The sequence below is a fragment of the Nocardioides koreensis genome (genome assembly GCF_039531775.1).
Lineage (GTDB): Bacteria > Actinomycetota > Actinomycetes > Propionibacteriales > Nocardioidaceae > Nocardioides > Nocardioides koreensis.
Window position 1 is genome coordinate 66044 of record NZ_BAAAQR010000002.1, and the last position, 23189, is coordinate 89232.

At 74.3% G+C, this 23189-nt stretch carries 23 protein-coding genes; 12 read left to right on the top strand and 11 right to left on the bottom strand.

What is annotated here, in order from left to right; translation table 11 throughout:
* Positions 1–20: 20 nt before the first annotated feature.
* Positions 21–737: an MOSC domain-containing protein gene (locus ABD268_RS04350; RefSeq protein ID WP_344148151.1), complete on the top strand. Its 717-nt coding sequence runs from the start codon at positions 21–23 to the stop codon at positions 735–737.
* 11 nt (positions 738–748) lie between these two features.
* On the opposite strand, the gene ABD268_RS04355 is transcribed toward ABD268_RS04350, so the two are convergent.
* A complete protein-coding gene (locus tag ABD268_RS04355) occupies positions 749–1705 on the bottom strand; it encodes a S8 family serine peptidase (RefSeq protein WP_344149180.1) in 957 nt (318 codons plus the stop codon).
* A 13-nt stretch (positions 1706–1718) separates the two neighbouring features.
* Between ABD268_RS04355 and ABD268_RS04360 the strand changes: the two genes are divergently transcribed.
* Positions 1719–2024: a hypothetical protein gene (locus tag ABD268_RS04360; RefSeq protein WP_344149202.1), complete on the top strand. Its 306-nt coding sequence runs from the start codon at positions 1719–1721 to the stop codon at positions 2022–2024.
* Here ABD268_RS04360 and eccB read toward each other — a convergent pair.
* From eccB to ABD268_RS04395, 7 genes are all read right to left on the bottom strand, one after another.
* A complete protein-coding gene (gene eccB, locus ABD268_RS04365) occupies positions 2021–3469 on the bottom strand; it encodes a type VII secretion protein EccB (RefSeq protein WP_344148154.1) in 1449 nt (482 codons plus the stop codon). The genes ABD268_RS04360 and eccB overlap by 4 nt on opposite strands.
* A 6-nt stretch (positions 3470–3475) precedes the next feature.
* On the bottom strand, positions 3476–4828 hold the full coding sequence (gene eccD, locus ABD268_RS04370; RefSeq protein WP_344148157.1) for a type VII secretion integral membrane protein EccD: 1353 nt from the start codon (positions 4826–4828) through the stop codon (positions 3476–3478).
* A 154-nt stretch (positions 4829–4982) separates the two neighbouring features.
* Positions 4983–6314 (bottom strand): hypothetical protein, encoded by a 1332-nt coding sequence (locus ABD268_RS04375; RefSeq protein ID WP_344148160.1) that lies wholly within the window; start codon positions 6312–6314, stop codon positions 4983–4985.
* Positions 6311–6760 (bottom strand): hypothetical protein, encoded by a 450-nt coding sequence (locus ABD268_RS04380; protein ID WP_344148163.1) that lies wholly within the window; start codon positions 6758–6760, stop codon positions 6311–6313. The genes ABD268_RS04375 and ABD268_RS04380 overlap by 4 nt, the downstream gene beginning before the upstream one ends.
* A gap of 80 nt (positions 6761–6840) precedes the next feature.
* A complete protein-coding gene (locus ABD268_RS04385; RefSeq protein ID WP_344148166.1) occupies positions 6841–7137 on the bottom strand; it encodes a WXG100 family type VII secretion target in 297 nt (98 codons plus the stop codon).
* 30 nt (positions 7138–7167) lie between these two features.
* Entirely contained in the window at positions 7168–7491 is a 324-nt protein-coding gene (locus tag ABD268_RS04390) for a WXG100 family type VII secretion target (RefSeq protein WP_344148169.1), read from the bottom strand.
* Between the two features lie 121 nt (positions 7492–7612).
* A complete protein-coding gene (locus tag ABD268_RS04395) occupies positions 7613–8983 on the bottom strand; it encodes a hypothetical protein (RefSeq protein WP_344148172.1) in 1371 nt (456 codons plus the stop codon).
* A gap of 111 nt (positions 8984–9094) precedes the next feature.
* On the opposite strand from ABD268_RS04395, the gene ABD268_RS04400 reads away from it, so the two are divergent.
* Both ABD268_RS04400 and eccCa read left to right on the top strand, forming a co-directional pair.
* Entirely contained in the window at positions 9095–9697 is a 603-nt protein-coding gene (locus ABD268_RS04400) for a hypothetical protein (protein ID WP_344148175.1), read from the top strand.
* A 69-nt stretch (positions 9698–9766) separates the two neighbouring features.
* Entirely contained in the window at positions 9767–13747 is a 3981-nt protein-coding gene (gene eccCa, locus ABD268_RS04405; RefSeq protein ID WP_344148178.1) for a type VII secretion protein EccCa, read from the top strand.
* A 9-nt stretch (positions 13748–13756) separates the two neighbouring features.
* Here the strand turns inward: eccCa and ABD268_RS04410 are convergent, their stop codons facing one another.
* Positions 13757–14203 (bottom strand): nuclear transport factor 2 family protein, encoded by a 447-nt coding sequence (locus tag ABD268_RS04410; RefSeq protein WP_344148181.1) that lies wholly within the window; start codon positions 14201–14203, stop codon positions 13757–13759.
* Positions 14204–14357: 154 nt separating this feature from the next.
* Here ABD268_RS04410 and ABD268_RS04415 point away from each other — a divergent pair, with 154 nt between their 5' ends.
* The 3 genes from ABD268_RS04415 to ABD268_RS04425 all read left to right on the top strand — a co-directional run bounded on the left by ABD268_RS04415 (position 14358) and on the right by ABD268_RS04425 (position 15408).
* Positions 14358–14531 carry a hypothetical protein gene (locus tag ABD268_RS04415; protein WP_344148184.1) on the top strand — a complete coding sequence of 58 codons (174 nt, stop codon included), beginning with the start codon at positions 14358–14360 and terminating at the stop codon, positions 14529–14531.
* A 74-nt stretch (positions 14532–14605) separates the two neighbouring features.
* Positions 14606–14902, top strand: a complete 297-nt coding sequence (locus ABD268_RS04420; protein WP_344148187.1) for a type II toxin-antitoxin system VapB family antitoxin — start codon at positions 14606–14608, stop codon at positions 14900–14902.
* Positions 14902–15408: a LytR C-terminal domain-containing protein gene (locus ABD268_RS04425; RefSeq protein ID WP_344148190.1), complete on the top strand. Its 507-nt coding sequence runs from the start codon at positions 14902–14904 to the stop codon at positions 15406–15408. The genes ABD268_RS04420 and ABD268_RS04425 overlap by 1 nt, the downstream gene beginning before the upstream one ends.
* A 10-nt stretch (positions 15409–15418) precedes the next feature.
* On the opposite strand, the gene ABD268_RS04430 is transcribed toward ABD268_RS04425, so the two are convergent.
* On the bottom strand, positions 15419–16930 hold the full coding sequence (locus tag ABD268_RS04430) for a potassium/proton antiporter (RefSeq protein WP_344148192.1): 1512 nt from the start codon (positions 16928–16930) through the stop codon (positions 15419–15421).
* Positions 16931–17056: 126 nt separating this feature from the next.
* Between ABD268_RS04430 and ABD268_RS04435 the strand changes: the two genes are divergently transcribed.
* The 5 genes from ABD268_RS04435 to ABD268_RS04455 are packed head-to-tail and all read left to right on the top strand — an operon-like array spanning position 17057 to position 22694.
* The gene (locus ABD268_RS04435) at positions 17057–18559 is read left to right on the top strand and encodes an FAD-binding protein (protein WP_344148195.1); all 1503 of its coding nucleotides are present in this window, start codon (positions 17057–17059) and stop codon (positions 18557–18559) included.
* Positions 18560–18593: 34 nt separating this feature from the next.
* A complete protein-coding gene (locus tag ABD268_RS04440) occupies positions 18594–19772 on the top strand; it encodes a pyridoxal phosphate-dependent aminotransferase (protein ID WP_344148198.1) in 1179 nt (392 codons plus the stop codon).
* A gap of 56 nt (positions 19773–19828) precedes the next feature.
* Entirely contained in the window at positions 19829–20275 is a 447-nt protein-coding gene (locus ABD268_RS04445) for a hypothetical protein (RefSeq protein ID WP_344148201.1), read from the top strand.
* Positions 20275–21201, top strand: a complete 927-nt coding sequence (locus tag ABD268_RS04450) for a hypothetical protein (protein ID WP_344148204.1) — start codon at positions 20275–20277, stop codon at positions 21199–21201. Before ABD268_RS04445 ends, ABD268_RS04450 begins: the two co-directional genes overlap by 1 nt.
* Entirely contained in the window at positions 21198–22694 is a 1497-nt protein-coding gene (locus ABD268_RS04455; RefSeq protein WP_344148207.1) for a hypothetical protein, read from the top strand. Before ABD268_RS04450 ends, ABD268_RS04455 begins: the two co-directional genes overlap by 4 nt.
* Here ABD268_RS04455 and ABD268_RS04460 read toward each other — a convergent pair.
* Positions 22691–23179, bottom strand: coding sequence for an NUDIX hydrolase (locus ABD268_RS04460; RefSeq protein WP_344148209.1), 489 nt, complete (start codon positions 23177–23179; stop codon positions 22691–22693). The genes ABD268_RS04455 and ABD268_RS04460 overlap by 4 nt on opposite strands.
* Between the last annotated feature and the right edge of the window lie 10 nt (positions 23180–23189).

A 23189-nucleotide genomic window follows, 5' to 3' on the forward strand; every position in this document is an offset into this window, starting at 1 on the left:
TGGTCTGTCAGGATCGTGTCGTGAGCACCGCGGTCCCGCCTCTCGGCCGGCTCGCGACGCTGCGGAGGTACCCGGTCAAGTCGCTCGTCGGCGAGACGCTCGCCGGCGTCCACGTCGGCACCCGCGGCGTCGAGGGCGATCGTCTGTGGTCGGTCCGGGACCTCGACGGCAAGCTCGGCAGCGGCAAGTCCACCCGGCGGTTCCGCCGGATGGACGGGCTGCTGGACCTGACCGCGGCGTACGACGGGGACGTGCCGGTGATCGGGTTCCCGGACGGCACCCGGGTGCGGGGTGACGACGAGGCGGTGCACGCCGCGCTCTCCGCACACGTCGGGCGGCCGGTGACGCTGGCGCGGGAGGAGGACGTCTCGCACTTCGACGACGGCCCCCTCCACCTGGTGACCACCGCGAGCCTGCGGCACGTCTCCCGGGCGCACGGCCGCGTCGTCGACCCACGGCGGCTGCGGCCCAACTTCGTGCTCGAGACCGAGGGGGAGGGGATGGTCGAGGACGGCTGGGTCGGCACCCGGATCGCGCTCGGGGACGAGCTGGTCGTCGAGATCGTCCAGCCGATGCCCCGGTGCGTGATGGTCGACCTGCCCCAGGCCGGGCTGCCGACGGACGGGGGCCTGCTGCGCACGGTCACCGACCTGAACCAGGCCTGTCTCGGCGTGCTCGCCACCGTGGTGCGTCCCGGCACCGTCGCGATCGGCGACGAGGCCCGCCCGGCACCCTGACCCCGGGCCGATCAGTCGCGGCGGCGGGACAGCACCGGTCGCAGCAGCACGGCCAGGAGCAGGGCGCCGCCGCCGAGCAGGCCCCACCACACGGCGTTCTCGCGGGTGCCGGCCAGCACGTCCGCCTCGGGCTCGGGCGCGGTGGCCCGCGGGGTGCTCCCCCGGGCCGGCTCGGCACGCGGCACGGCGCCGTGGCCGTCGGGGTGCAGCGGGCGGGTCAGCGCCTCGACGGGCTGCACGACCCCGGCGCCCCGGAGCGGGGTCGGGTCGTCGACCGTGCCGTCGGCGGTGTCGAGCAACCGGGCCACGGCCTGGGGCGCGGTGTCGTCGGGGTAGCGGGTCCGGAGCAGCGCGACGACCCCGCTCACCTCGGCCGCGGCCCACGAGGTGGCCACGTCCGGGACCAGGCACGTGCTCCCGTTGGCCGCGAGCGACACCGCGCCGGCGGTCGGGACGGCGACGTCGGTGGCGCTGTTCTGGAGCACGAAGTCGCTCAGGTCCACGTCGCCGGCCCCGGCGACCGTCGCGTTGACCGCGACCACGTGGTCGTAACCGGCCGGCGCCACGAAGGCGGCGGCGTCCTCGCCGGGTCGGTACTCGGCGAAGCGGTCGTAGTTGAGCTGACCCTCCTGGGGCCGGTTGCCGGAGGAGGCCACCACCACCACGTCGGCCTTCCAGGCGGCCTCGACCGCTGCCTCCAGCGCCTCGCTCGGCGGGACCGCGAGCGAGATGTTGGCGACCCGGATGTTCAGCGCCCGGGCGTTGCGGGCCACCCACTCGAGGCCGTCGGCCACCGCCTCCCAGGTCACGCCCACCTGGGGCGGCTCCGCGGTCGGGTCCGGGGCGTCGGCGTCGTAGACACGGACGTCGACGACCTCCGCGTCGGGGGCGATGCCCATGGCCTTTCCGTTGCTGCGCCGGTGACCGGCGATCAGCCCCGCCACCGCGGTGCCGTGCCCGAAGACCAGGGACCTCGACGTCGTGCCGAACTCCTGGCGCGGCCACGTCGACCAGCGGACTGGCGGCCACCCCGGAGTCGAGCACCGCCACCCGGACCGGCTCGCCCCGCCGGCCCCCGGCGAGCCGCTGGGCCTCGTCGACGCCCAGGGTCTCCAGCGGCCGGCTGGTGGCGTCGGTGTCGACGCCCGGTGTCGAGTCGGCTCCGACCTCGAGACAGCTGAGGCCGGTGGCCGCACCGGCGGGGGCGACCGGGAGCGCCAGGCCCGTGAGCACCAGGCCCAGGGCGGCGCCGGCCGCCCCGCCACGGCCCAGGGCGCGTCTCCCTAGTCGCACGACCGGCCCTGTTCGTGGTCCGGCGGGCAGAGCGCGGCGTCCACCGAGAGGTTGACGCCCGGCTCGAACAGCTGGATCCAGGAGTCGGGCACGATCCCGGCCTGGTGGTCGGCGTACCCGAGCCGCGCGGCCACGTCGGGGCCCACCAGCGGGTAGGCCTGGCCCTTGGCGTCGACGACGAAGGGCGACCCCCCGGACGTCTCGTCCCAGTCCCCGGAGAGCACGTAGGCCCCGCGGCCCGCCTGGACCGCGACCGAGCGCGAGTCGCGTTGCAGGTCCACCGGCGACGCGTCGCCGGTGGCATCGGTCGCCAGCTGCACGGTCGGCGCCGTGCCGGGCGCGGTGTCGAGCACCGCGCAGTGGTCCCCACCGGTGGCCTGCAGCGTGGACTTCGGCCAGTGCGCGGCGGCGTACGCCGACTTGGCGCGGTCCACCTGCGGGAGGGTGTCGACCGCCCACTCGACCGGGGCGCCACCGCGGCGCGGAGCCGGCGTGAGCCGGCCGGCCGGGGAGGGGCTGTGGCGGTAGACGGCGAGCGCGAACTCGTTCAGCTTGATCGGGCCATTCGCGGTCAGCAGCATCGACTCGCCGTCCGTCGTGACGACGTCACCGACGCGGGCGCCGGCGGGGACGGCCTGGTCCCCGGCCTCCTCGACCGGGTCCCCGAACCCGGTGAGGCCGAAGGCCTTCCAGTTCAGGTCGCCGCCGGCGGGGAACAGCGCCAGCCACTCCTCGGGCACCCGGACCGCCGCGGAGCGGGCAGGCAGTCCCAGCACGTCGAGCATGTTGTCCTGGTCGTTCCCCTCCGGAATCCGGTAGCGGTAGGCACCCAGGTCGATGTCGGGCTCCTCGACGCCCTGGGCGATGAGGTAGTGGGCGCCCTCGCTCTCCACGACGAAGCCGTGGTCGGGGGCCGGCGTGGCCTGGGGGTCCTCCGCCACCGCGAGGCGAAGACCCCGGCGGTCCGCCGTGCACGCGGTCCAACCGTCGTCGACCAGCAGCGAGGAGGCGGGCAGGCTGGCGGGGGCACCGAGGATGCCGATGTCGTCCCCGATGGTCTGGGCGTCGATGGTCGCCTGCGCGAGGATCCGCGGCTGCGGCTCGGCGCCCGTGCCGAGGATCAGCCGCGCCGAGGTGATGTTGATGACCGGCCGCAGGACGGGGTGCTCGCTCTCCTCGAGGATGACGTAGGCGGCGCCGGTCTCCTTGGAGACGATGAGCCCCGGCTTGTTCCAGTCCGCGGGGTCCTTCGGGGCGAACACCCCGGCGATGGCCGCCCCGGCCACGAGGAGCACGGCCAGCGCCAGCCCGCCGACGATGGTGCGGCCCGGACGGGTCGGCTCGACCTCCCGGCCCCCGGGGGCGCCCGAGACGAACGCCGTGACGAGGCGGCGCCGGCTGAAGGAGTAGGCCTCGACGAGGTCGCGCTTGGTGGCCATCGGCCCTCAGCCCCGGATCGCGGCGTAGATGCCGACGGCCAGCACCAGCAGGGGCAGCAGCGCCACCAGGGCCGCCGTCTCCGCGACGTCGCCGAAGCGGCCGCGGCGCACCGACGGGGTCGAGGGCAGCAGCGTCACCGCGAGCAGCACGGCGCCCGTCGCGGCCAGCGCCACCGCGGCCGTCGGGCGCCAGTCCGGGTGCAGCCAGAGCATCGCGACCGCCACCGAGGCGAGGCCGAGGATCCCGGAGACCAGGCCCACCAGGACCTCGGAGCCGGTGCGGTACTGCCGGGTGCGGAGCATGACGACCAGGCACGCGAGCACGGCGAGCAGGGTCCCGGACAGGCCCAGCGAGACCGCGAGCGGGGCGATCAGGACCAGGAGGAGCCCGACCGTGGCCGAGACGGCGACCAGGATCTCGTGCGCCACGCGGGCGTCGGACCCGACCCGGGTGGGGTCGATCTCGGCGGGGTCGGCGGTGATGTCGGCGACCGAGTACAGCTGGTCGACGGTGGTGCCCGTCGCGCCGAGCGCCAGCCAGGGGAACACGCTGCCCGCCAGCACGACCAGGACCAGCGCGGTGGTGAGGACCACGGCGGGGTCGAACGCCGCGGCGTTCATCACCAGCCCGGTGGCGAGGAAGATCGCGCCCACCACCACCGGCGGGATCACCAGCGTGCGCCCCTCCCCCAGGCCGACCAGCGCGACCAGCCCGGCCAGCAGTGCGCCGGCACCCGCGCAGGCCACCGGGAGGCCGAAGAAGGGGCCGTCGGTGACCAGCATCAGGCCGGCGACGGCGGCGTGCACCGCACCCATCCAGGCCACCGCGACCGCGGTCTCGGGCTCGTCCTGCACGCGGGAGAGCACGATCGCGCCGACGACCAGCGCCGCCGCGACGACGAGGGCGGCGACCCCGGCCAGCAGCGAGCCGCGCTGGATCAGCAGCGCGACCGCGCCGAGGGCCATCAACAGCCCGGCGGCCGACAGCGCCGTACGACGGCCGGAGGCCGGCTCCCAGGGCTTCAGGTCCTGCTCCACGACGTCGGTCATCGCCTCCACGACGTCGTCGTAGACCCGCGGCGGCCGGTCGTCGATGCCGGCGGTCACCGTGAGCAGGCCGCCGTCCTCGACCCCCTGGATGATCAGCCCGGAGTCACCGGCGAGCTCGCGCCCCTCGGGCGTCACGAGGCGGTAGCCGCCGAAGGCGGTGGCGGCGTCCAGCAGCCCGACGCTGCGGGCCAGCTCGGGCACGAGCTCGGCGACGGGGACGGCGCCGGGGAGCACCAGGTCGACGCGCCGGGTGCCCGAGGCGACCGTGACGCGCACCAGGCCGGACGTGCTGACGGGCGCCTGACTCATCGTGTCTCCCCCAAGGTCCCCGAGATGTACCCGGATGTCGTGGTGGCCCGGGGCCGGTCCCCGGTCTGCCGGTCCGGCGCTCGGGCCGCTGAGATGCTACCGCCCGGGACGACCGGCTCGGCCGCCCCGGGCGGAGCGTGTGACTGCTGCGGACTCAGTCGATGACGCCGGGGGCGGCACCCTCGTCGTCGACCCAGTCCTGCTCCTCCACGAAGAAGTCCGTGTCCTTCCTCTGCGGGTCCTTCCGGCTGCGCCCGCCCTGGCCGCCGGCCGTGCCGCGTGCGCCGGCCGCGCCGCGGGATCCGGTCCGGGACCCGGCCTGGCCGCGTGCGCCGTTGCGCGCACCGGCGCCACCGGCGGTCCCGGTGGCGCCCCGGGGCGTGCCCGCGGCGCCGCCGGCCGCGCTCCGGCCGAGCGTGCCGCTCGCGCCCGGCCGTGTCGTGCTGCCGATCGCGCGTCCACCGGCAGCAGCGCTGCCCGTGGGCACGACCGAGGAACCCCGCACCGCACCCGAGATGCCGGTGAGCCCGCCGAGGGCCCCGCCCCCGAGCGCACCGGCGAGGCCGCCGGCGGTCGGGGCGGTCAGGCCGGTCGAGCCACCGCTGCCGGTGGGGACCGCGCCCGCAGGCATCCCCCCGGTGGGCACCGGGGTGCCGGTCGGCCACGCCTCGTTGCCCCCCTGGGCCGCGCCCGGAGGCAACGAGGTCGTCCCCGCCGGCGCGCCCTGCGACGTGTCGTGCGACGTGCTCGTGGCCGGCGCGTGCGGCGTGGTCGTGGTGGTCGTGGTGGTGCTGGTCGTCGACTCGCCCGACGGCGATGACGTGGGGGTGGTGGTGTGCGCCTGGTGACCGCCCGAGCCCGGCCGGTAGCCGCCGGAGGTCGCCGTCCCGGTCGGGGACGAGGACCCGCCACCGCCGGAGCCGGCACCACCCGACCCGCTGCCCGGCTGACGCGGCACCGGGTCGGGCTCACCGTGGATCTGCTTCATGGTCTCGGTCGACTCCGCGAACACGATGTCCATGCGATCGGCCGCGGCGGCGGCCCGGGACTCGCGGTCGGCGTACGCCGCGTCGTAGCTCGCCTTCCGGGAGTCGTACTGCTTGCGCGCCGCGACGTCCTCGGGAGTGCTGGGACCCGGACTCGGTGTGGGGCGGGAGGGCTCGCTCAACGGCGCGGCGTCGAAGCTGTCCCGCAGGCTCTCCGCCTGGGCGATCACGTCGAGGGCGCCGACCAGCGCCCGAGCGGCGGCCGTCATCTGCTCACTGCGCCGGGCCACCCTGCCGGCGACCGTGCCGAAGGCGCGGGCCGCGGCGGGCCCGGTCCTGCCGAACTGGTCCTGGATGCGTGGCGCCGCGTGGTGCAGGGTGCTCGAGACCGCAAGCAGGAGCTCCGAGCCGGCCAGCCACTCCTGGTGGGCCGCCTGGATCGCCAGCTTGTTGGCGCCGTGCAGCATCGCGCGCAGCCGCTGCTCGTGGGGGCCGCTCACGCGTCCTCACCTCCGTCACGCAGGTACTGGTTGCGCGCCTCGTGGTTGCGCTCGTCGCCGTGGGAGTGCTGCGAGGCGTCCACGAGCAGCTCGGCGGCGGCCTGCCGGCGCGCCAGCTGGTCGGCTGCGTCGTCGTCGGCGGAGCGCACCAGCTCCTCGGCCCGGCGCAGCCCGTCGGCGAAGCCCTCGAGGTCGAGGATGACCCCCTCCAGGGTCGCCCTGATCACCTGGTGCGCCTTGCCGTGGTGGTCCCCGAGCTCCAGACCGCGGGCCGAGGCGCCGAAGACGGACACCGGGACCTGCAGCCGGCGGAAGCCGCTGTCCGTCAGGTCGCCGGACGTGTCGTGCAGTGTCTTGACTGCCTGGTCGATCACCGCTTGGTCGATCACGAGATCCAGGTCGCCGAGGGCATCCTGGAGACCACCCGTCAGCCCGGAAAAGTCCATGTCCCTACCCCCGTAGTGCCACGTGGAACGCCGCCGACGGGGCCGGACGCGGTGCCGCGCCCGACCCCGTCGAGGGTTTGTCAGATGTCGAAGGAAGCAGCGCCGCGCTGGTCCGCGGCCTTGTACTCGGCGTTCGACTGGTGCACGGTCCGGCTCGTCTCCTCGAGCAGGTTCCGCATCTCCTGGATCGCACCGTCCCACTTGGCCTTGGCGGCCTGGTAGGCCTGCTGGGCGCTACCGGTCCAGTCGCTGCGCAGCGGCGCGAGCTCCTGCTCGAGACGGTTCAGGCGGTCGTCGATGTCCTTGACCGTGCGGGCCATGTCCTCGGCCGCGGTGTCGAGGCCGGCGTGGTTGACGCGAAGTCCGTCGAGGCTCATTTCACTCACTCCTGTTCCTGGTCAGGGCGGTCAGCCGCCGAGGCGACCGGCGGTCCGGTTGTAGTTGGACGACTGGGCCTCGTCGGTGTTGACGTTGTCCCGCTCGGTGGTCTGCAGCGACGCCTCGAACTCGTTGAGCGCGTTCGTGATCACGTTCTGCTTCTCGGTCCACGCCTGGTGGAGCTGGAAGAACGCGGTGCCGCCGGCACCGGCCCACTTGCCCTGCAGGCCTGCGATCTGACCATCGAGCTTGCGACTGAAGCCGTCGAAGTCCTTCTTGGCGTCGGCCACCATCCCGGCCGCCCGGGTGAGTGTCTTCTCGCCCTGTCCCATCTCGGGAGCGCTGTTCGACATGTGCCATTCCTTCCCCCGTGGCGGCATGTCGCCGCTCGAGTATCTCGTTGTACTTCCGTCCTGTTGGCCGGACCCGATCCTGCGACCCGGACATCGAGCCGTCTACCCCCGGTCGAATCCCCTAAACATCGAGGTGCACCGACTCCCACACGCTGCGGAAAACTCCCGCGGCGACCAGCAGCGTAGCGACGGCGGCGGACCCGCACAGCCCTTCGGCGACCTCAGCCCGGCGTGACCACCACGCGGAGCGCCACCCGCGACCGGTCGCGACCGCCACGACGACGAGCAGCACGGCGGCCCCGACGGCGCCGATCGTCAGCAGCGCGCCGGCCTGTCCGGACACGACCGGGAGCACGACGAGCGCCAGCACGCCCCAGCAGACGAGCCCGGCCGTGCGCAGCAGCGCCCGGGCCGCCGCGTGCCGGTGGCTCCGGCCGGCCAGCAGCAGGCCGCCACCGCAGAACAGCACCAGGCAGCGCGCCCCGACCCGGTCCACCGGGAGGGTGGCCGTGGCCAGCAGCAGCGGGGCAGAGAGGGCCACCACCGCCAGGATCGCCACGGTGTACGCCGTGACGATCCGGGTCCCCCGCTCGGCGACCGCCGCGACCGCGCCCTCCGGGACCACCGCGCGACCGCGGCGGCCGGTCGGCCGGTCGCGGGCGGACCACGCGGTGACCGCCAGCCGGTCGAGGTCGAGCAGGAGGTGGTCGGGCACGTCCACCGCGAAGCCGGGCACGAACCGGGCCGCGAGCATCGCCGCCAGCAGGAGCACCGCCCAGACCACCTGCGGGGCGAGGCCGAGCAGGGCAGCCGCCGCGGTGACCAGGAAGCACGCGACGCCGACGGAGATCCAGACCCGCAGCGCCTCCTCCATCCGCCGGTCGAGGGCGCGCGCGGCCGCGGCCACCACCGCCGCGACGAGCGCGGAGACGCCGAGCACCGTGGGCAGGCGGTCCGGGTGCGGGTCCCAGGCCACCGCGAAGGCCGCGGCGCCCGCGAACACGGGCGTGGCCACCGCGCGGTGCGCCGCGAGGCGTCCCACCGGGAGCACGCCGATGACGGCGGCGGCGGCCAGCAGGTCCACGGTGAGCAGGTGCAGCCCCGACGAGGGGGTGCGCGCGGCGAACCAGCCGGCCAGGACCGCGGTCGCGGCGGCCGTGCAGAACCAGAGGACCGAGAGCACACCGGGCGCGGCCGGCCCCGGGCGCGCAGCCGCGGGGCGTGCGGCCGCAGGGGCGGGGCGGTGGACGGTCGTGGTGGCGACCAGCAGGTCCCCGCTGCCCACGCCGGCGCCGGCCAGCGGCGCCTCGTGCGACAGGGGGCTGCCCAGCCGGTCGTACAGCAGCGGGACCGCACCCAGGCCGGACTGCTGGGCGTACTCCCGAGCCACGTCGGCCGCGGAGGCGCCGGACGGGACCACCAGGTCGATGACGCCGACGGGTCCGTGGACGCTCAGGGCCAGGCCGTCACCGGCCCCCGCAACACTGGCCACGCCGCCTCCCCCGGGTCGGAGCTCGGACGCCCGTCGTCCGCGAAGTGCAGGTTAGTCGCTGCCTCGCGGTCCCGCCTATCATCGGTCGACCACACCACGACGGGAGCCATCGTGCGGACGAGATCTCGGGGCCGGGTCGGCGCGGGCCTCACCGCGGCGCTGACCACGCTCACGCTGCTCCTGTGCGGCTGCGGCGACGGCTCCGCCGGGGCGGAGCCCACCCCGGCCACCGCGTCCGTGCCGTCCGGCCCGGACGGCAGCGACAGCCCCGGCGGCGGGAGCAGCCCCGAGGTGCCACCGGCCGACGGGAAGCGGGTCGACACGTCGTACTTCAGCGTCCGGGTACCCCGGGGCTGGCGCGTCAACGAGACCGTGCCGGACCTGTCGATCGTGGCGTTCGGGCCCGACCTCGAGCAGATCTCGTTCGCGCTCAGCCGCGTGCTCCCCGGTCGTGACTACACGCTGGACGAGCTGGCGCGGCTGCAGCTGCGGTTGCGTCCGTGGTCCCCGAAGCCCGAGCTGGTCGAGCCGGTCCACCTCGCCGGCGAGCCGGCGTACCACCTCACCGGCCCGGTGGGGAACGGCTTCCGCGCGGACGCGTTCGGCCTCGTCCGTGGCGACCGGGAGATCCTGGTCGACATCGAGACCCGCGGCTCGGCCCGGGTCCAGCGGGAGACCGTGGCCGCGGTGCTCGCCACCTGGCAGTGGAAGTAGCCGCGAGGCACGCACACCCCGCCCGGCCACGCCTATCATCGACCGACGCAAGGACCACAGGGGGACTTCTTGAGTACGACGCTTCGCGGGGCCCGGGTCGACGAGCCCGAGATGCCGACCGGCCAGATCGTGCTCCAGCCGCCGCCGGAGATCGAGCAGAACGAGGGTGCCGCCGGCGTCCTGATGAACGCCATCCCCATGCTCGGCAGCCTGGGCTCCATCGTGCTCGTGGCCACGATGGGCAGCGCCACCGGTGGCCGCAGCTACATCGCCGCGGGGATGTTCCTCTTCGCCACGCTCGGCTTCATCATCGTGCAGGTCGACCGCCAGCGTAAGCAGCGCAACCAGCAGGTCAGTGGCTCCCGCACCGAGTACCTGCGCTACCTCTCCAACGTCCGCAAGGTGGCCCGCGAGGCCGCCGACCAGCAGCGCCGGGCGCTGACCTGGCACCACCCCGAGCCCAGCGCGCTGCCCGCCCTCGCCGAGGAGCGCTCCCGGGTGTGGGAGCACGGCGTCTCCGACCCCCAGTTCCTGCACGTGCGGTACGGCGTCTGCGCGCAGCCGCTGTCGCTGGAGCTGGTCCCGCCGGAGAGCGCCCCGATCGACCAGGTCGACCCGGCGGCCGCGTCCGCGCTGCACCGCCTGCTCGTGGTGCACCGGCTGCAGCCCGACCTGCCCGCCTCCATCGACCTGCGCGCCTTCGACCGGGTCGAGGTCTGCGGCGCGGAGGAGCCGGCAAGGGCGCTGGCACGCGCGATGATCTGCTCGGCGACGACCTTCCACTCCCCCGAGCACCTCGTGGTCGCGGTGCTGTGCTCCGAGCAGAACCTCGCCCACTGGGACTGGGTCAAGTGGCTCCCCCACGGGCTGAGCAGCCGGCAGTCCGACGCCGTCGGCCCGATGCGGATGGTGTCGACCTCGCTCACCGACCTCGCGGCACTGCTGCCCCCCGACCTCGGGGACCGGCCCCGCTTCGGCGCCGACGAGCGTCCGGCGACCCCGCACATCCTGCTCGTCACCGACGGCGCGGCGCTGCCACCGGGGAACCACGTCGTACCCCCGGACGGCCTGCACGGCGTCACCCTGCTGGACCTGCCCGCCCGCTGGGACGAGCTCGACGACGCGAGCCGGCTGCGCATCCAGCTCGAGGGCGAGCCCACCGCCGACGGCCGCCACCCCGTCCAGGCCCTGCGGCTGCGCGAGGAGCCCATCCGGGCCCGCGTCGACCAGTGCAGCCTGGCCACGGCCGAGGCCCTCGCCCGCCGATTGACCCCGCTGCACACGATCGCGTCGGGCACCGTCGAGGACGCCTCCGGCGAGATCACCGGTCCCTCCGACTTCATGGAGCTGCTGGCCCTGGGCGACGTCCGCTCCTTCGAGCCCACCGCCGCATGGCGGCCGCGCCCGGCGCGGGACCGGCTGCGGGTGCCGATCGGCCTCGGCGAGGGCGGCTCCCTGGTCCACCTCGACATCAAGGAGTCGGCCCAGCAGGGCATGGGCCCCCACGGCCTGGTCATCGGCGCCACCGGGTCCGGCAAGTCGGAGTTCCTGCGGACCCTCGTGCTCGGGCTGGCACTGACCCACTCCCCCGAGCAGCTCAACATGGTGCTGGTCGACTTCAAGGGCGGTGCGACCTTCGCCGGGATGTCCGAGATGCCGCACGTCTCGGCGGTCATCACCAACCTGGCCCAGGAGCTCACGCTCGTGGACCGCATGCAGGACGCCCTGTCCGGCGAGATGGTGCGCCGCCAGGAGCTGCTGCGCGAGGCCGGGAACTTCGCCTCGATCCGTGACTACGAGAAGGCGCGGGCCGCCGGCGAGGACCTCGCGCCGATGCCCTCGCTGTTCATCGTCGTCGACGAGTTCTCCGAGATGCTCTCGGCCAAGCCCGAGTTCATCGACCTCTTCGTGGCGATCGGCCGGCTCGGCCGCTCGCTCGGTCTGCACCTCCTGCTCGCCTCGCAGCGGCTGGAGGAGGGTCGCCTCCGGGGGCTGGAGTCGCACCTGTCCTACCGGGTCGGCCTGCGCACGTTCAGCGCCGGCGAGTCCCGGTCGGTGCTCGGCGTCCCCGACGCCTACGAGCTGCCCGCGATCCCCGGCCTCGGCTACCTCAAGCCCGACCCGTCCACCATGGTGCGCTTCAAGGCGGCCTACGTGTCCGGCCCGCCGTCGGGCCGGGCGCGCGTACGCCGCGACGAGGGCGGCCACCTCAAGGGCATCCTGCCGTTCACGATCTCCGAGGTGCACACGCTGGACGTGGCCGAGCCGGAGCCCGAGCCGCTTCCCGTCCCGGACCAGGCCGACCAGCAGTCTCTGCTCGACATCGCCGTGGACCACATGGTCGGCCACGGCCCCGCGGCGCACCAGGTCTGGCTGCCGCCGCTCGACGTCCCCGACACGCTCGACGAGCTGATGGCCGACCTGGTCGAGGACCCGCACCTCGGCCTGGTCTCCTCGCAGTGGCGTGGACTGGGCGGGCTGGTGGTGCCGCTCGGCACCGTCGACCGGCCCCGCGAGCAGCGCCGCGACACCCTGACCGTGAACCTCAGCGGCGCCAGCGGCCACGTCGCCGTGATCGGCGGCCCGCGCAGCGGCAAGAGCACGCTGCTGCGCACGATCGTGACCAGCATGTCGCTCACCACCACGCCGCTGGAGAGCCAGTTCTTCGTGCTCGACTTCGGGGGCGGCACGTTCTCGCCGCTGGCGCGGCTGCCGCACGTGGCGGGCGTCGGCACCCGGTCCGAGCCCGACGTCGTACGCCGCATCATCGCCGAGGTCCAGGGCGTCGTGGACCGTCGCGAGGCCTACTTCCGCGCCCACGCCATCGACTCGATCGAGACCTACCGGTCGCGGCGCGCGGCCGGCCGTGCCGACGACGGGTACGGCGACGTGTTCCTGGTCGTGGACGGCTGGAGCACGCTGCGCGCGGACTTCGACGACATCGAGATCGAGCTGCAGCAGCTGGCGACCCGCGGCCTGACCTTCGGCCTGCACGTCGTCGCCGGCGCCGCCCGCTGGGCCGACTTCCGGGCCGCCACGCGCGACCTGTTCGGCACCCGCCTCGAGCTCCGGCTCGGCGACCCGATGGACTCCGAGATCGACCGCAAGGTCGCCGCCCTGGTGCCGTCCGGGCGGCCGGGCCGCGGCCTGGTGCCGGGCAAGCTGCACTTCCTCGCGGGGCTGCCCCGGATCGACGGGCGGCCCGACGCGGAGTCGCTCGGCGACGGCGTCGACGACCTGGTCAAGCGGGTCTCCGCCGCGTGGACCGGCCCCGACGGCCCCAAGCTCCGGCTGCTCCCCGAGCGGATCGACCTCACCACCGTGCGCACCCAGGCCGCCCCGGCCGACGGCGACCGCCGCCTGCTGCTCGGGATCAACGAGAAGGAGCTCGCGCCGGTCGCCCTCGACGCCGACGCCGAGCCGCACCTGCTGGTCTTCGGCGACGGGCAGTCGGGCAAGAGCGCGGTGCTGCGCGCCTACGTGCACGAGATCATGCGCACCCGGAGCCCCCAGGAGGCGCAGCTCGTCGTCGTCGACTACCGGCGCTCGCTGCTGGGCGAGGTCCCCGACGAGTACCTGCTGAACTACCTCACCTCCGCCACCCAGGCGCAGCCGGCGATCCGGGACCTGGCGTCGTACCTGGAGAACCGGATCCCCGGACCCGACGTCACCCCCGAGCAGCTGCGCAACCGCTCGTGGTGGAAGGGCGCCGAGGTGTTCGTGGTCGTCGACGACTACGACCTGGTCGCCACCCAGCAGAGCTCACCGGTCCAGGCACTCCAGCCGTTGATGGCCCAGGCCCGGGACGTAGGCCTGCACCTCACGGTCGCGCGCCGGTCCGGCGGCGCCTCGCGGGCGCTCTACGAACCGGTCCTGCAGTCCATGCGCGACCTGGCGATGCCGGGCCTGCTGCTGTCCGGCAGCCCCGACGAGGGGCCGCTCATCGGCAACCAGAAGCCCCATCCCGCACCGCCGGGGCGCGGCCGCCTCATCTCCCGGGACCGGGGCGTCGAGGTGGTCCAGATGGCCTGGACCGACCCCTCGCTGTGAGGCCCGACGTCAGCGGTGGGTGTGCTCGCCGGGGCCGGTGAGCGTGAGCCCCGGGAGGTCGTCGAGGGACCAGGTCATCTCGTAGGTGCGTCGGTAGCCGGTGTGTGACACCCGCCAGCCGTCCGGCGTACGCACGTAGCGGTCCTCGTAGAACGCCGCACCCTCGAGCATGAACCGGAACTCCTCGACGATCACCCGGTCCTCGAGGTACCACCGGCCGGTGGCCGTGTCGCCGTCGACGGTGATCTCCGGGTGGTGGACCTGGTGCATGGTGACCACGCCGAGGCCGAGGTTCTCGCGCATGTAGGTCACCAGCGCGGCCCGGTCCTCGAAGACCAGGCCGTTGTAGTCGGCCGTCGCCTCGGGCACGAAGCAGGCCTCGAACTCGCCCCACTGCTTGGTGTCCAGGGTCCGCAGGTAGCGGTACTTCAACCGGCTGATCTCGTCGATGTCCACGGCACGCAAGGTACGACACCCGCGCCACCGTCCGACGAGACACCGATGTAACACCCGGTCGTCCACCCGACGACCAGACGTAACGCCGGGTCAACCTCCCGGCGACCTGCGCCGGGCAGGCTGGCGCCACGACCGGACCCGTCAGGAGGCCGACATGGAGAACACCACCTCGCCCGAGCGGGAGCTCGACCCGGTGTCCGAGCAGCGCACCGTGCTGCGGACGCGACACTCGCACGCGCTCGCCGCCCTGATGGAGGCCCGCGCCGACCTGCGCGGCGTCAACGCCTGGGCCGACTTCGTCGACGACGCGGTGCGCTGGTCGGCCTGAGCGTCGTCCGGCACCGGTCGGGACTCGGGCCTCGACGGGCACTGCCCCAGCCCGCCCCTCGTTATAGTCGCGACGTGATCTTCAAGCGCGTCGGCGAAGGACGCCCCTACCCCGACCACGGGATGTCCTCCCGGGCGTGGGCAGACGTCCCGCCGCGGCAGGTGCGCCTCGACCAGCTCGTGACGACCAAGGACACCCTCCAGCTGGCCGCGCTGCTCGACGAGGACTCGACGTTCTACGGCGACCTGTTCGCCCACGTCGTCGAGTGGCGGGGTGAGTACTACCTCGAGGACGGGCTGCACCGGGCCCTGCGGGCCGCCCTCCAGCAGCGCAACGTCCTGCACGCCCGCGTCCACGCCATGGAGGGCTGATGCGCGCGGGGGTCAGGTCGGCGGCCACGATGGCGGTGCTCGTCGGAGTCCTCCTGCTCGGCGCGATGTGGGGATGGTCCGCCGTCACCGCACCCTTCCCCGGCAAGGCGGACGCACCCGTGTGTGAGGCGAAGGCGGTCGCCAAGGGCGACAAGGTCTACCCGGCGCAGGTGGTCGTGAGCGTCTACAACGCGGGGAGCCGGCTGGGCCTCGCCAGCCGCACCATGGAGCTGCTCACCGGCGGCGGTTTCCACGAGGGCGACAGCGGCAACGCGCCCGAGGGCACGAAGGTCCCCGTCGTGCAGATCTGGACCACCGAGCCCAGGAATCCCGCCACCCGCCTCGTCGAGAGCCGGCTCGGCCCGGCCCACAAGGTCGTGAAGAAGGACGGGCCGGGCGCCGGGGTGACCGTGATCGTGGGCGACGGCTTCCACAAGCTGGTCCGCGGTCCCCGGTTCGTGGTGGCCCGTGCCGATACGGAGATCTGCGCGCCGCCGCTGAACTGAGCGGCCACCCTCAGCGCTGCCGGCGCTGCTCGCGGCCCAGCCACTGGGCCAGCCGGCCGCCCTCGCTGACCTGGCGCAGCCGCTGCTCGGTCTCCTCCCGCAACTTGCGTGGGGTCACCACCAGCAGGTCGTCACCGTGCCGCAGGGCGGTACGTCGCTCCGGGATCATCGTCTCGCCGTCCCGGATCACCATGCTCACCGAGGCGCCCTTCGGCAGCCGGAGCTCGCCCACCTCCACCCCGTGCATCCGCGACACCGGGCTGATCGAGACCTGGAGGAGGTCCGCGGCGATCCGCTCCAGCGGCGCAGCCTCCACCTCCAGCCCGCGTGGTTCGGACCGCCGGGCCACCTTGAGCAGGCGAGCGACCGACGGCAGCGTCGGACCGGTGAGCAGCGTGTAGATCACGACCATCACGAAGACCAGGTCGAAGAGCCGGGTCGCCTCGTCGACCCCCTCGGCCAGCGGGATCGTCGTCAGCACGATCGGCACCGCTCCGCGCAGGCCGGCCCAGGACAGGAAGGACAGCTCGCGCCAGGACATCCGCTGCACCACCGAGCTGACCACCACCGACACCGGGCGGGCCACGAAGGTCAGCACCAGGCCGGCCACCACGGCCAGGCCGACCGTGGAGAGGGTGATCCGGGACGGGGACAGCAGCAGCCCGAGCATCACGAACAGGCCGATCTGGGCCAGCCAGGCGACCCCCTCGGCGAACGAGCGCGTGGCGGCGCGGTGCGGGAGCTCGGAGTTGCCCAGCACCAGCGCCGCGACGTACACCGCCGCGAAGCCCGACCCGTGCACGGCCGCCGCGGCGCCGTACCCGAGGAACGTCAGCGTCAGGACCGCGAGCGGGTAGAGGCCGGAGGACGGCAGCGCGGCCCGGCGCATCACCCAGGCGCCGCCGAACCCGCAGACGAGCCCGAACCCCAGGCCCGCCACGAGCTCGTAGAGCACGATGCCGCCGGTCACCAGCACCCCGTGGTCGGCGGCGGCACCCGTGGAGATCAGGGTCACCAGGACCACGGTCGGGGCGTCGTTGAGACCCGACTCCGCCTCCAGCGGCCCGGTCAGCCGCCGGGGCAACGGCACCACCCGCAGCACCGAGAAGACCGCGGCCGCGTCGGTCGGGGAGGTGACCGCACCGAGGAGGACCGCGAGCTCCCAGGGCAGCCCGAGCAGGTAGTGACCCGCGACCGCGACCACCGTGACCGAGACGGCGACGCCGACGGTGGCCAGGGAGAGCCCGAGCCGCATCGCCGGCCGCGCGTCGCTCCACCGCGTGGTCAGACCGCCCTCGGCCAGGATCACCGCCAGGGCCGCGAAGCCCAGCGAGTGCGCGAGCTCGGCGTTCTCGAAGTCGATCCCGACGCCGGCCTCGCCCAGGGCGACGCCCATGAGCAGGTAGACCAGCAGGCTGGGCAGGCCGGCCCGCGAGGAGAACCGCACCGCCAGGATCGCGAGCAGCGTGACCACGGAGCCCACCAGCACGAAGGTGTCCAGCTGATGGACGTCGAAGGTCAAGAGTCACCTCGTGCAGCTGCAGGGGCGGCGGACGCGCAGTCTATCGGGGCCGGGGCCTCCTTCCGGCCGTCCACGCCTCGGGGAGACAAGTGGAACTTGTTCTAGTTCTGGGCGTACGCTCGCCGCATGACCAGCGAGCCCCCCGAGACCCGGGGCACGGCCGTGCCCGACGTCCTCGGCGCGGAGGCGCTCGACGAGGACTCCGAGGCCTTCGACGTGGTCGTCGTCGGGTTCGGCATCGCCGGCGGATGCGCCGCCCTCGAGGCCGCGCGGGGCGGCGCCCGGGTGCTGCTGCTGGAGCGGGCGGCCGTGCACGGCGGCACCTCGAGCATGTCGGGCGGGCACTTCTACCTCGGCGGCGGCACCGCGGTGCAGCAGGCCACCGGGCACCCGGACTCCGCCGAGGAGATGTTCCAGTACCTCCTCGCGGTGTCGCTGGACCCCGAGGAGGACAAGATCCGCGCCTACTGCGACGGGTCGGTCGAGCACTTCGACTGGCTGGAGTCGCTCGGCTTCGAGTTCGAGCGCTCCTTCTTCCCCGGCAAGGCGGTCATCCAGCCCGGCACCGAGGGGCTGATGTACACCGGGAACGAGAAGGTCTGGCCGTTCTGCGAGCGCGCGGTGCCGGCGCCGCGGGGGCACAAGGTCCCCGTGCCGGGCGACACCGAGGGCACCCGGCTGGTGATGGACCTGCTCCGGGACCGGGTCGAGGAGGCCGGCGTCGAGGTGCGCTACGAGACCGGCGCCACCCACCTCGTGGTCGCGACAGGCTCGACCACCGAGGAGGCGGGGCAGGTCGTGGGCGTGGCCTGGCGCCGCTTCTCCGAGACCGGGGTGGTCCGGGCCGGGAGCGTGGTGCTGGCCGCCGGCGGGTTCGTGATGAACGCCGACATGGTCGCCGAGCACACCCCCGCCCTGGGATCGAAGCTGTTCACGCTCGGCTCGACGTACGACGACGGGCTGGGCATCCGGCTCGGTCGCTCGGTGGGCGCAGAGCTCCGGCACATGGACCAGCCGTTCGTCACCGCGCCGTTCTACCCGCCGTCGGTGCTGGTGACCGGGATCGTCGTCAACCGCGAGGGACGGCGGTTCGTCGCCGAGGACAGCTACCACGCGCGCACCAGCGGGTTCGTCCTCGACCAGCCCGGCGCCGCGGCGTACCTCATCGTCGACAGCGAGCACGTCGAGCACCCGACGATGCCGCTCGTCCCGTTCGTCGACGGCTACGAGACCGTCGCCGAGATGGAGGAGGGGCTCGGGCTCCCGGCCGGCTCGCTGCAGGAGACCCTCGACCGCTACAACGAGCACGCCCGCCGCGGTGACGACCCGGACTTCCACAAGAGCCCCGAGTGGCTGGAGCCGCAGGACACCGGCCCCTGGGGCGTCTTCGACCTCACCCTCGGCACCGCGCTGTACGCCGGCTTCACCCTCGGCGGGATGCGCACCACGGTGGACGGCCGGGTCCAGCGCCCCGACGGCACGGTGATCCCCGGTCTCTACGCCGCCGGTGCCTGCGCCTCGAACCTCGCCCAGGACGGCAAGGGCTACTGCTCCGGCACCCAGCTCGGCGAGGGGTCGTTCTTCGGCCGGCGGGCGGGGCGGCACGCGGCCGGCACTTTCACCGGCTGACCGGGGAAAGCGCCCACCCCGTTACCCTCGCGAGATGACCAGGTTCGAGGCCGCCAGCCGGGCCGACGTGCCGCCCTTCCACGTGATGGACCTGCTGGCAGCGGCGGCGCAGCGGCAGCGGACGCACGGGGACATGCTGAGCCTGCTGGCCGGGCAGCCGAGCACCGGGGCGCCCGGGCCGGTGCGCGACGAGGCGATCCGGCTGCTGCAGTCCGGCGACCCGCTCGGCTACACGCCCGCCACCGGCATCCTGGAGCTGCGGGAGGCCATCGCCGGCCACCACCGGCGCACGCACGGGATCGAGGTCGACCCCGACGAGGTCGTGGTCACCACCGGCTCCAGTGGTGGCTTCCTGCTCGCCTTCCTCGCGGCGTTCGAGGTGGGCGACCGGGTGGCGATGGCCCGACCGGGGTACCCCTGCTACCGCAACGTGCTGAGCGCCCTGGGCTGCGAGGTCGTCGAGATCCCCACCGGCCCCGCGACCCGGTTCCAGCCGACGGTCGACCAGGTCGCGCAGATCGAGGGCCTCAAGGGCCTGGTGCTCGCCAGCCCGGCCAACCCGACCGGCACCATGCTGCTGCCCGCGGAGCTCGCCGCCCTCGCCGCCTGGTGCGAGGAGAACGGCGTGCAGCTGATCTCCGACGAGATCTACCACGGCATCGAGTACGCGCCCCTCGACGGCGGCGCCCCGATGTCGCGCAGCGCCTGGGAGACCAGCCGCCGGGCCGTGGTGTTCAGCTCGTTCTCGAAGTACTTCTCCATGACCGGCTGGCGGATCGGCTGGATGCTGGCCCCGGCCCACCTGCGCCGCGCGGTCGACGTGCTCACCGGCAACTTCACGATCTGCCCGCCCGTCCTCGCCCAGCGCGCCTGCCTCGCGGCCTTCGACGAGGCGGCGTACGCCGAGCTCGACGGCCACGTCCGCCGCTACGCCCACAACCGGCGGCTGCTGCTCGACGGCCTCCCCCGGCTCGGGATCACCGAGCTGGCGCCGGCGGACGGTGCGTTCTACGTCTACGCCGACGTCGGCCACCTCACCGACGACACGATGGCCTTCGCCCGCGAGCTGCTGGCCCGCACCGGTGTCGCGGTGGCGCCGGGCGTCGACTTCGACACCGTCGACGGCTCCCGCTTCGTGCGGCTGAGCTTCGCGGGCCCCACCGACGAGGTCGAGTGCGCGCTGGACCGGCTCTCCACAGCTCTGCCGAACTGACGTTTTTTCGCCTCGGCGTAGGGCAGCATGCTCTCGACCCGACCGAGGAGCGCGAGATGTACGGCGACACCAGCGTGATCCGCGGCCTGGCCCGGACGATGCGGGACCAGGCCGCCGACATCCGCCACGAGGCCGACCGGCTCGTCGCCCACGCCGAGAGCGTGCACTGGCGCGGGCTGGCCGCCGACGCGTTGCGGCTCCGGAGCCGGGAGCGGGCGGCCGAGCTGCGGCGGACCGCCGCCCTGCACGACGACGCCGCCGACGCCCTCGACCACCACGCCGACGAGGTCGACCGGCTCAAGGACCTGATCGCCGCCATCGAGCGCCGGGTGCACGGCCTGGTCGCGGGCGCCCGGGACCGCCTGGCCGACCTCGGCCGCGGCATCCTCGACGGGATCCGGCACGTCGCCCCCGACCCGCTGGACCAGCTCCTCGACCGGTTCGTGCCCCCGCCCTCGGGCAGCAAGGACTGGCTCGACATCGAGATCCCGGGGCTGCACTGATGGTCACGGTCACGCTCGGCCCCGACGGCCGCACCGCGCCGCCCGACCCCGAGCCCGTCGCCCGGCTGCCGCGTCGCTTCCGGCTCTCCCGCCCGGCCGTCGAGCACCTGGCGGCCCGCACCGACACCCCCCTGCCCTGGGAGCGCCGGCCCGCGCCGCCGGCCACCGCCCGCCTGGACGCCGAGCCGCCCGCCGCTGCCGAGCCCGAGCCGGCCGACCCCGAGGGCGAGCTGCGCCGGTCCCGCCTGGTGACGGCCGCCGGCGACCTCGAGCCCGAGGTGGCCGCGGCGATGGCCGTCTTCGCGGCACCGGAGGTCCTGGTCGACGTCGACGTGTCGGTACGCCGCGCCCAGGCGCCGGCGGGTTTCGCCCAGCTCCACGCGTGGCAGCGGTTCCGCGGCGGCCGGGTCTGCAGCCTGTCCACCGCGGGCGGGCGAATGATGGAGCTGGGCTGGTTCGACGACGACCTGTGGCAGGTCGAGCTCGCCCGGGCCGTCACGGTGCGCGCGCCCACGACCCGCCCGTCGGCACCCGCGCGGGTGGTGGACCTGCCGCACGAGCTGCTCCTCGGCAGCGGCGAGGCACTGCGACTGCACCGCGAGGACGTGCTGGCCGAGCTGGTCCGCCGCCACACCGGCGGTGTCCACGCCGACGACGACCCGGCGGCACTCGGTGTCGCCGACACGGGCGAGCAGCTCCGGCTGCTGCACGGCGCCTCGGTCGGTCGGATGCGCACGGTCGTGGCCGGGGTCGGGGCCACCGGCGCCCGGAAGGCCGGCTGGGTGAGCTGGCTGCTGTTCCCCGACGGCTGGCGGGCGCTCACGCCGTACGTCCACGCCGGCGAGGCCCGCGTCCGGGTCCACCCGGTCGAGCCGCTGCGGCTCGGCGTCGAGGTGGCCCGCCTGGTGACGGGGGTCCGGGCATGACCACCACCCGCAGCGACGGCCCCGGCGGCACCGTCCCGATCACCGGGGTCACCGGCGGCTCCGAGGGGCTCGCCGCGACGTACGCCGCCGTGCTCGCGCTCGCCTCGACGTACGACGCCGCCGGCAACCGGATGCGGGTCTGGGCCGGTCTGGGGGCGCGCACCCTCGCCAACGGCGACCTGGTCGAGTCCGCGCTCCTCTCCCCGCTGACCTTCGGCGAGGCCGAGGCGGCCGTTCTGGTCGCCACCACCGGCCCCGAGGGCATCCTCGTGGAGTCGCTGGGGTGGGAGACCGACGCGATCCTGATCCGGGTCACGGTCCGGGTGTTCCAGGAGACCGACGACCTGGTGCACGCGACGTTCGAGGGCGTCGACTACCTGGTCGGACGCGCGCTCGGCTTCACCCTCACCGCCTCGCTGCCTGCCCTGCTCGCCGCGGGTGTCACGGTCGGGCCGCTCGCCTACCTCGTGTGGCAGCAGCTGCCGCCGGCGGTCCAGCAGCAGCTCCGCGACGACGGGGCCGGCGCCGGCGATGCCCTCCAGGACTGGCTGGCCGACCACCCCGAGCTGCTCCAGCACCTCGTCAACGGCGGCGGCGGGCTGCTCGACGGCCTGTGGGACGGTGCCACCCCCGGCCTCCCGGGCGGGCCGTTCGGGATCCCCTCCCTGACGCCCGACACGGAGTCGGCGGCCGGGCTGCTCGCCGCGCTGTACGGCGACGACCCGGGCTTCACCGTCCACGGCACGGATCTCGCCACCCCGGCCGGGGGCACCCAGCCCGGCAGCCTCGCCGACCTGATGACCCACCTCGACCAGGCCAACCAGCTCTCCGACGGGCTGCACCCCGAGAACAACGGGACCGTCGAGATCCAGACCATCGACGACGGCCACGGCCACGTCCGGCACATCGTCTACCTGCCCGGCACCGACGACATGACGACGCTGCCGTGGACCCAGGACGGCGACGTGCGCGACATGGCCACGAACCTCCAGCTGATCCACGGCCAGGACAACGCCTACCTGCAGGGGATCCTCCAGGCCATGCACGAGGCCGGCATCGGGCCCGACGACCCGGTGCTGCTCGCCGGCCACTCCCAGGGCGGGATGGAGGCGGCCGCGATCCTCAGCAACGGCAGCGACTACCACGTCACGCACGTGGTGACGGCGGGCTCGCCGACCGCGCAGGTGGACGGCTTCCCGCCCGGCACCCACGTGCTCTCGCTGGAGAACCATGGCGACGTCGTCCCCCTGCTCGACGGCGAGGAGAACCCCGACTCACCGCAGCAGGTGACGGTCCACTTCGACGACCCGGGCAGCAGCATCGGCGACAACCACAGCCTGAGCCACTACACCAACGGGGCCGCCGCGGTGGACGCCTCCGACGACCCCTCGATCCGCGAGCAGCTGCAGAGCCTGCAGGACGACGGCTTCCTCGGCGGATCGTCCGGCCAGACGGTGAGCAGCCAGGTCTTCCAGGTCACGCGGCACCCCTAGCCAGGGGCGATGACCGCCGGGGGTGCGTCCACCGACTCGTAGACCCAGTGCGACCCGGGGGCGACCTCCGCGCGCAGGTGGGCGACCACCGGTTCGGCGAGCGGACGGTAGGGAAGGCGTCCCAGGACGTCGACGGCCTCGTCCCGCGGGAACCAGCGGGCCTCCAGGATCGACCCGTCCGGGTCGTCGACGGCCAGGTCCGGGCTGTCGATCATCGTCGTGAAGTTCCACGCCAGGGAACGACCGTCGCCGTGCGTCGTCGAGGAGGTCCCCACGAGGCGGAGACCGTCCGGCGCCACCCGCAGTCCCGTCTCCTCGGCGAGCTCGCGGACGGCCCCGAGGACCGGGGTCTCGTGGGCCTCGACGCGCCCACTGGGGATGTTCCAGAACTCCCCGGCCCAGCTGTCCCGTCGCGCGCACGAGGACGACGTGCTCCCGGTGGAGCGCGATGACCCCTGCGAAGCGCCGCTCGTGCACGGCTGCACGGTAGCGGAG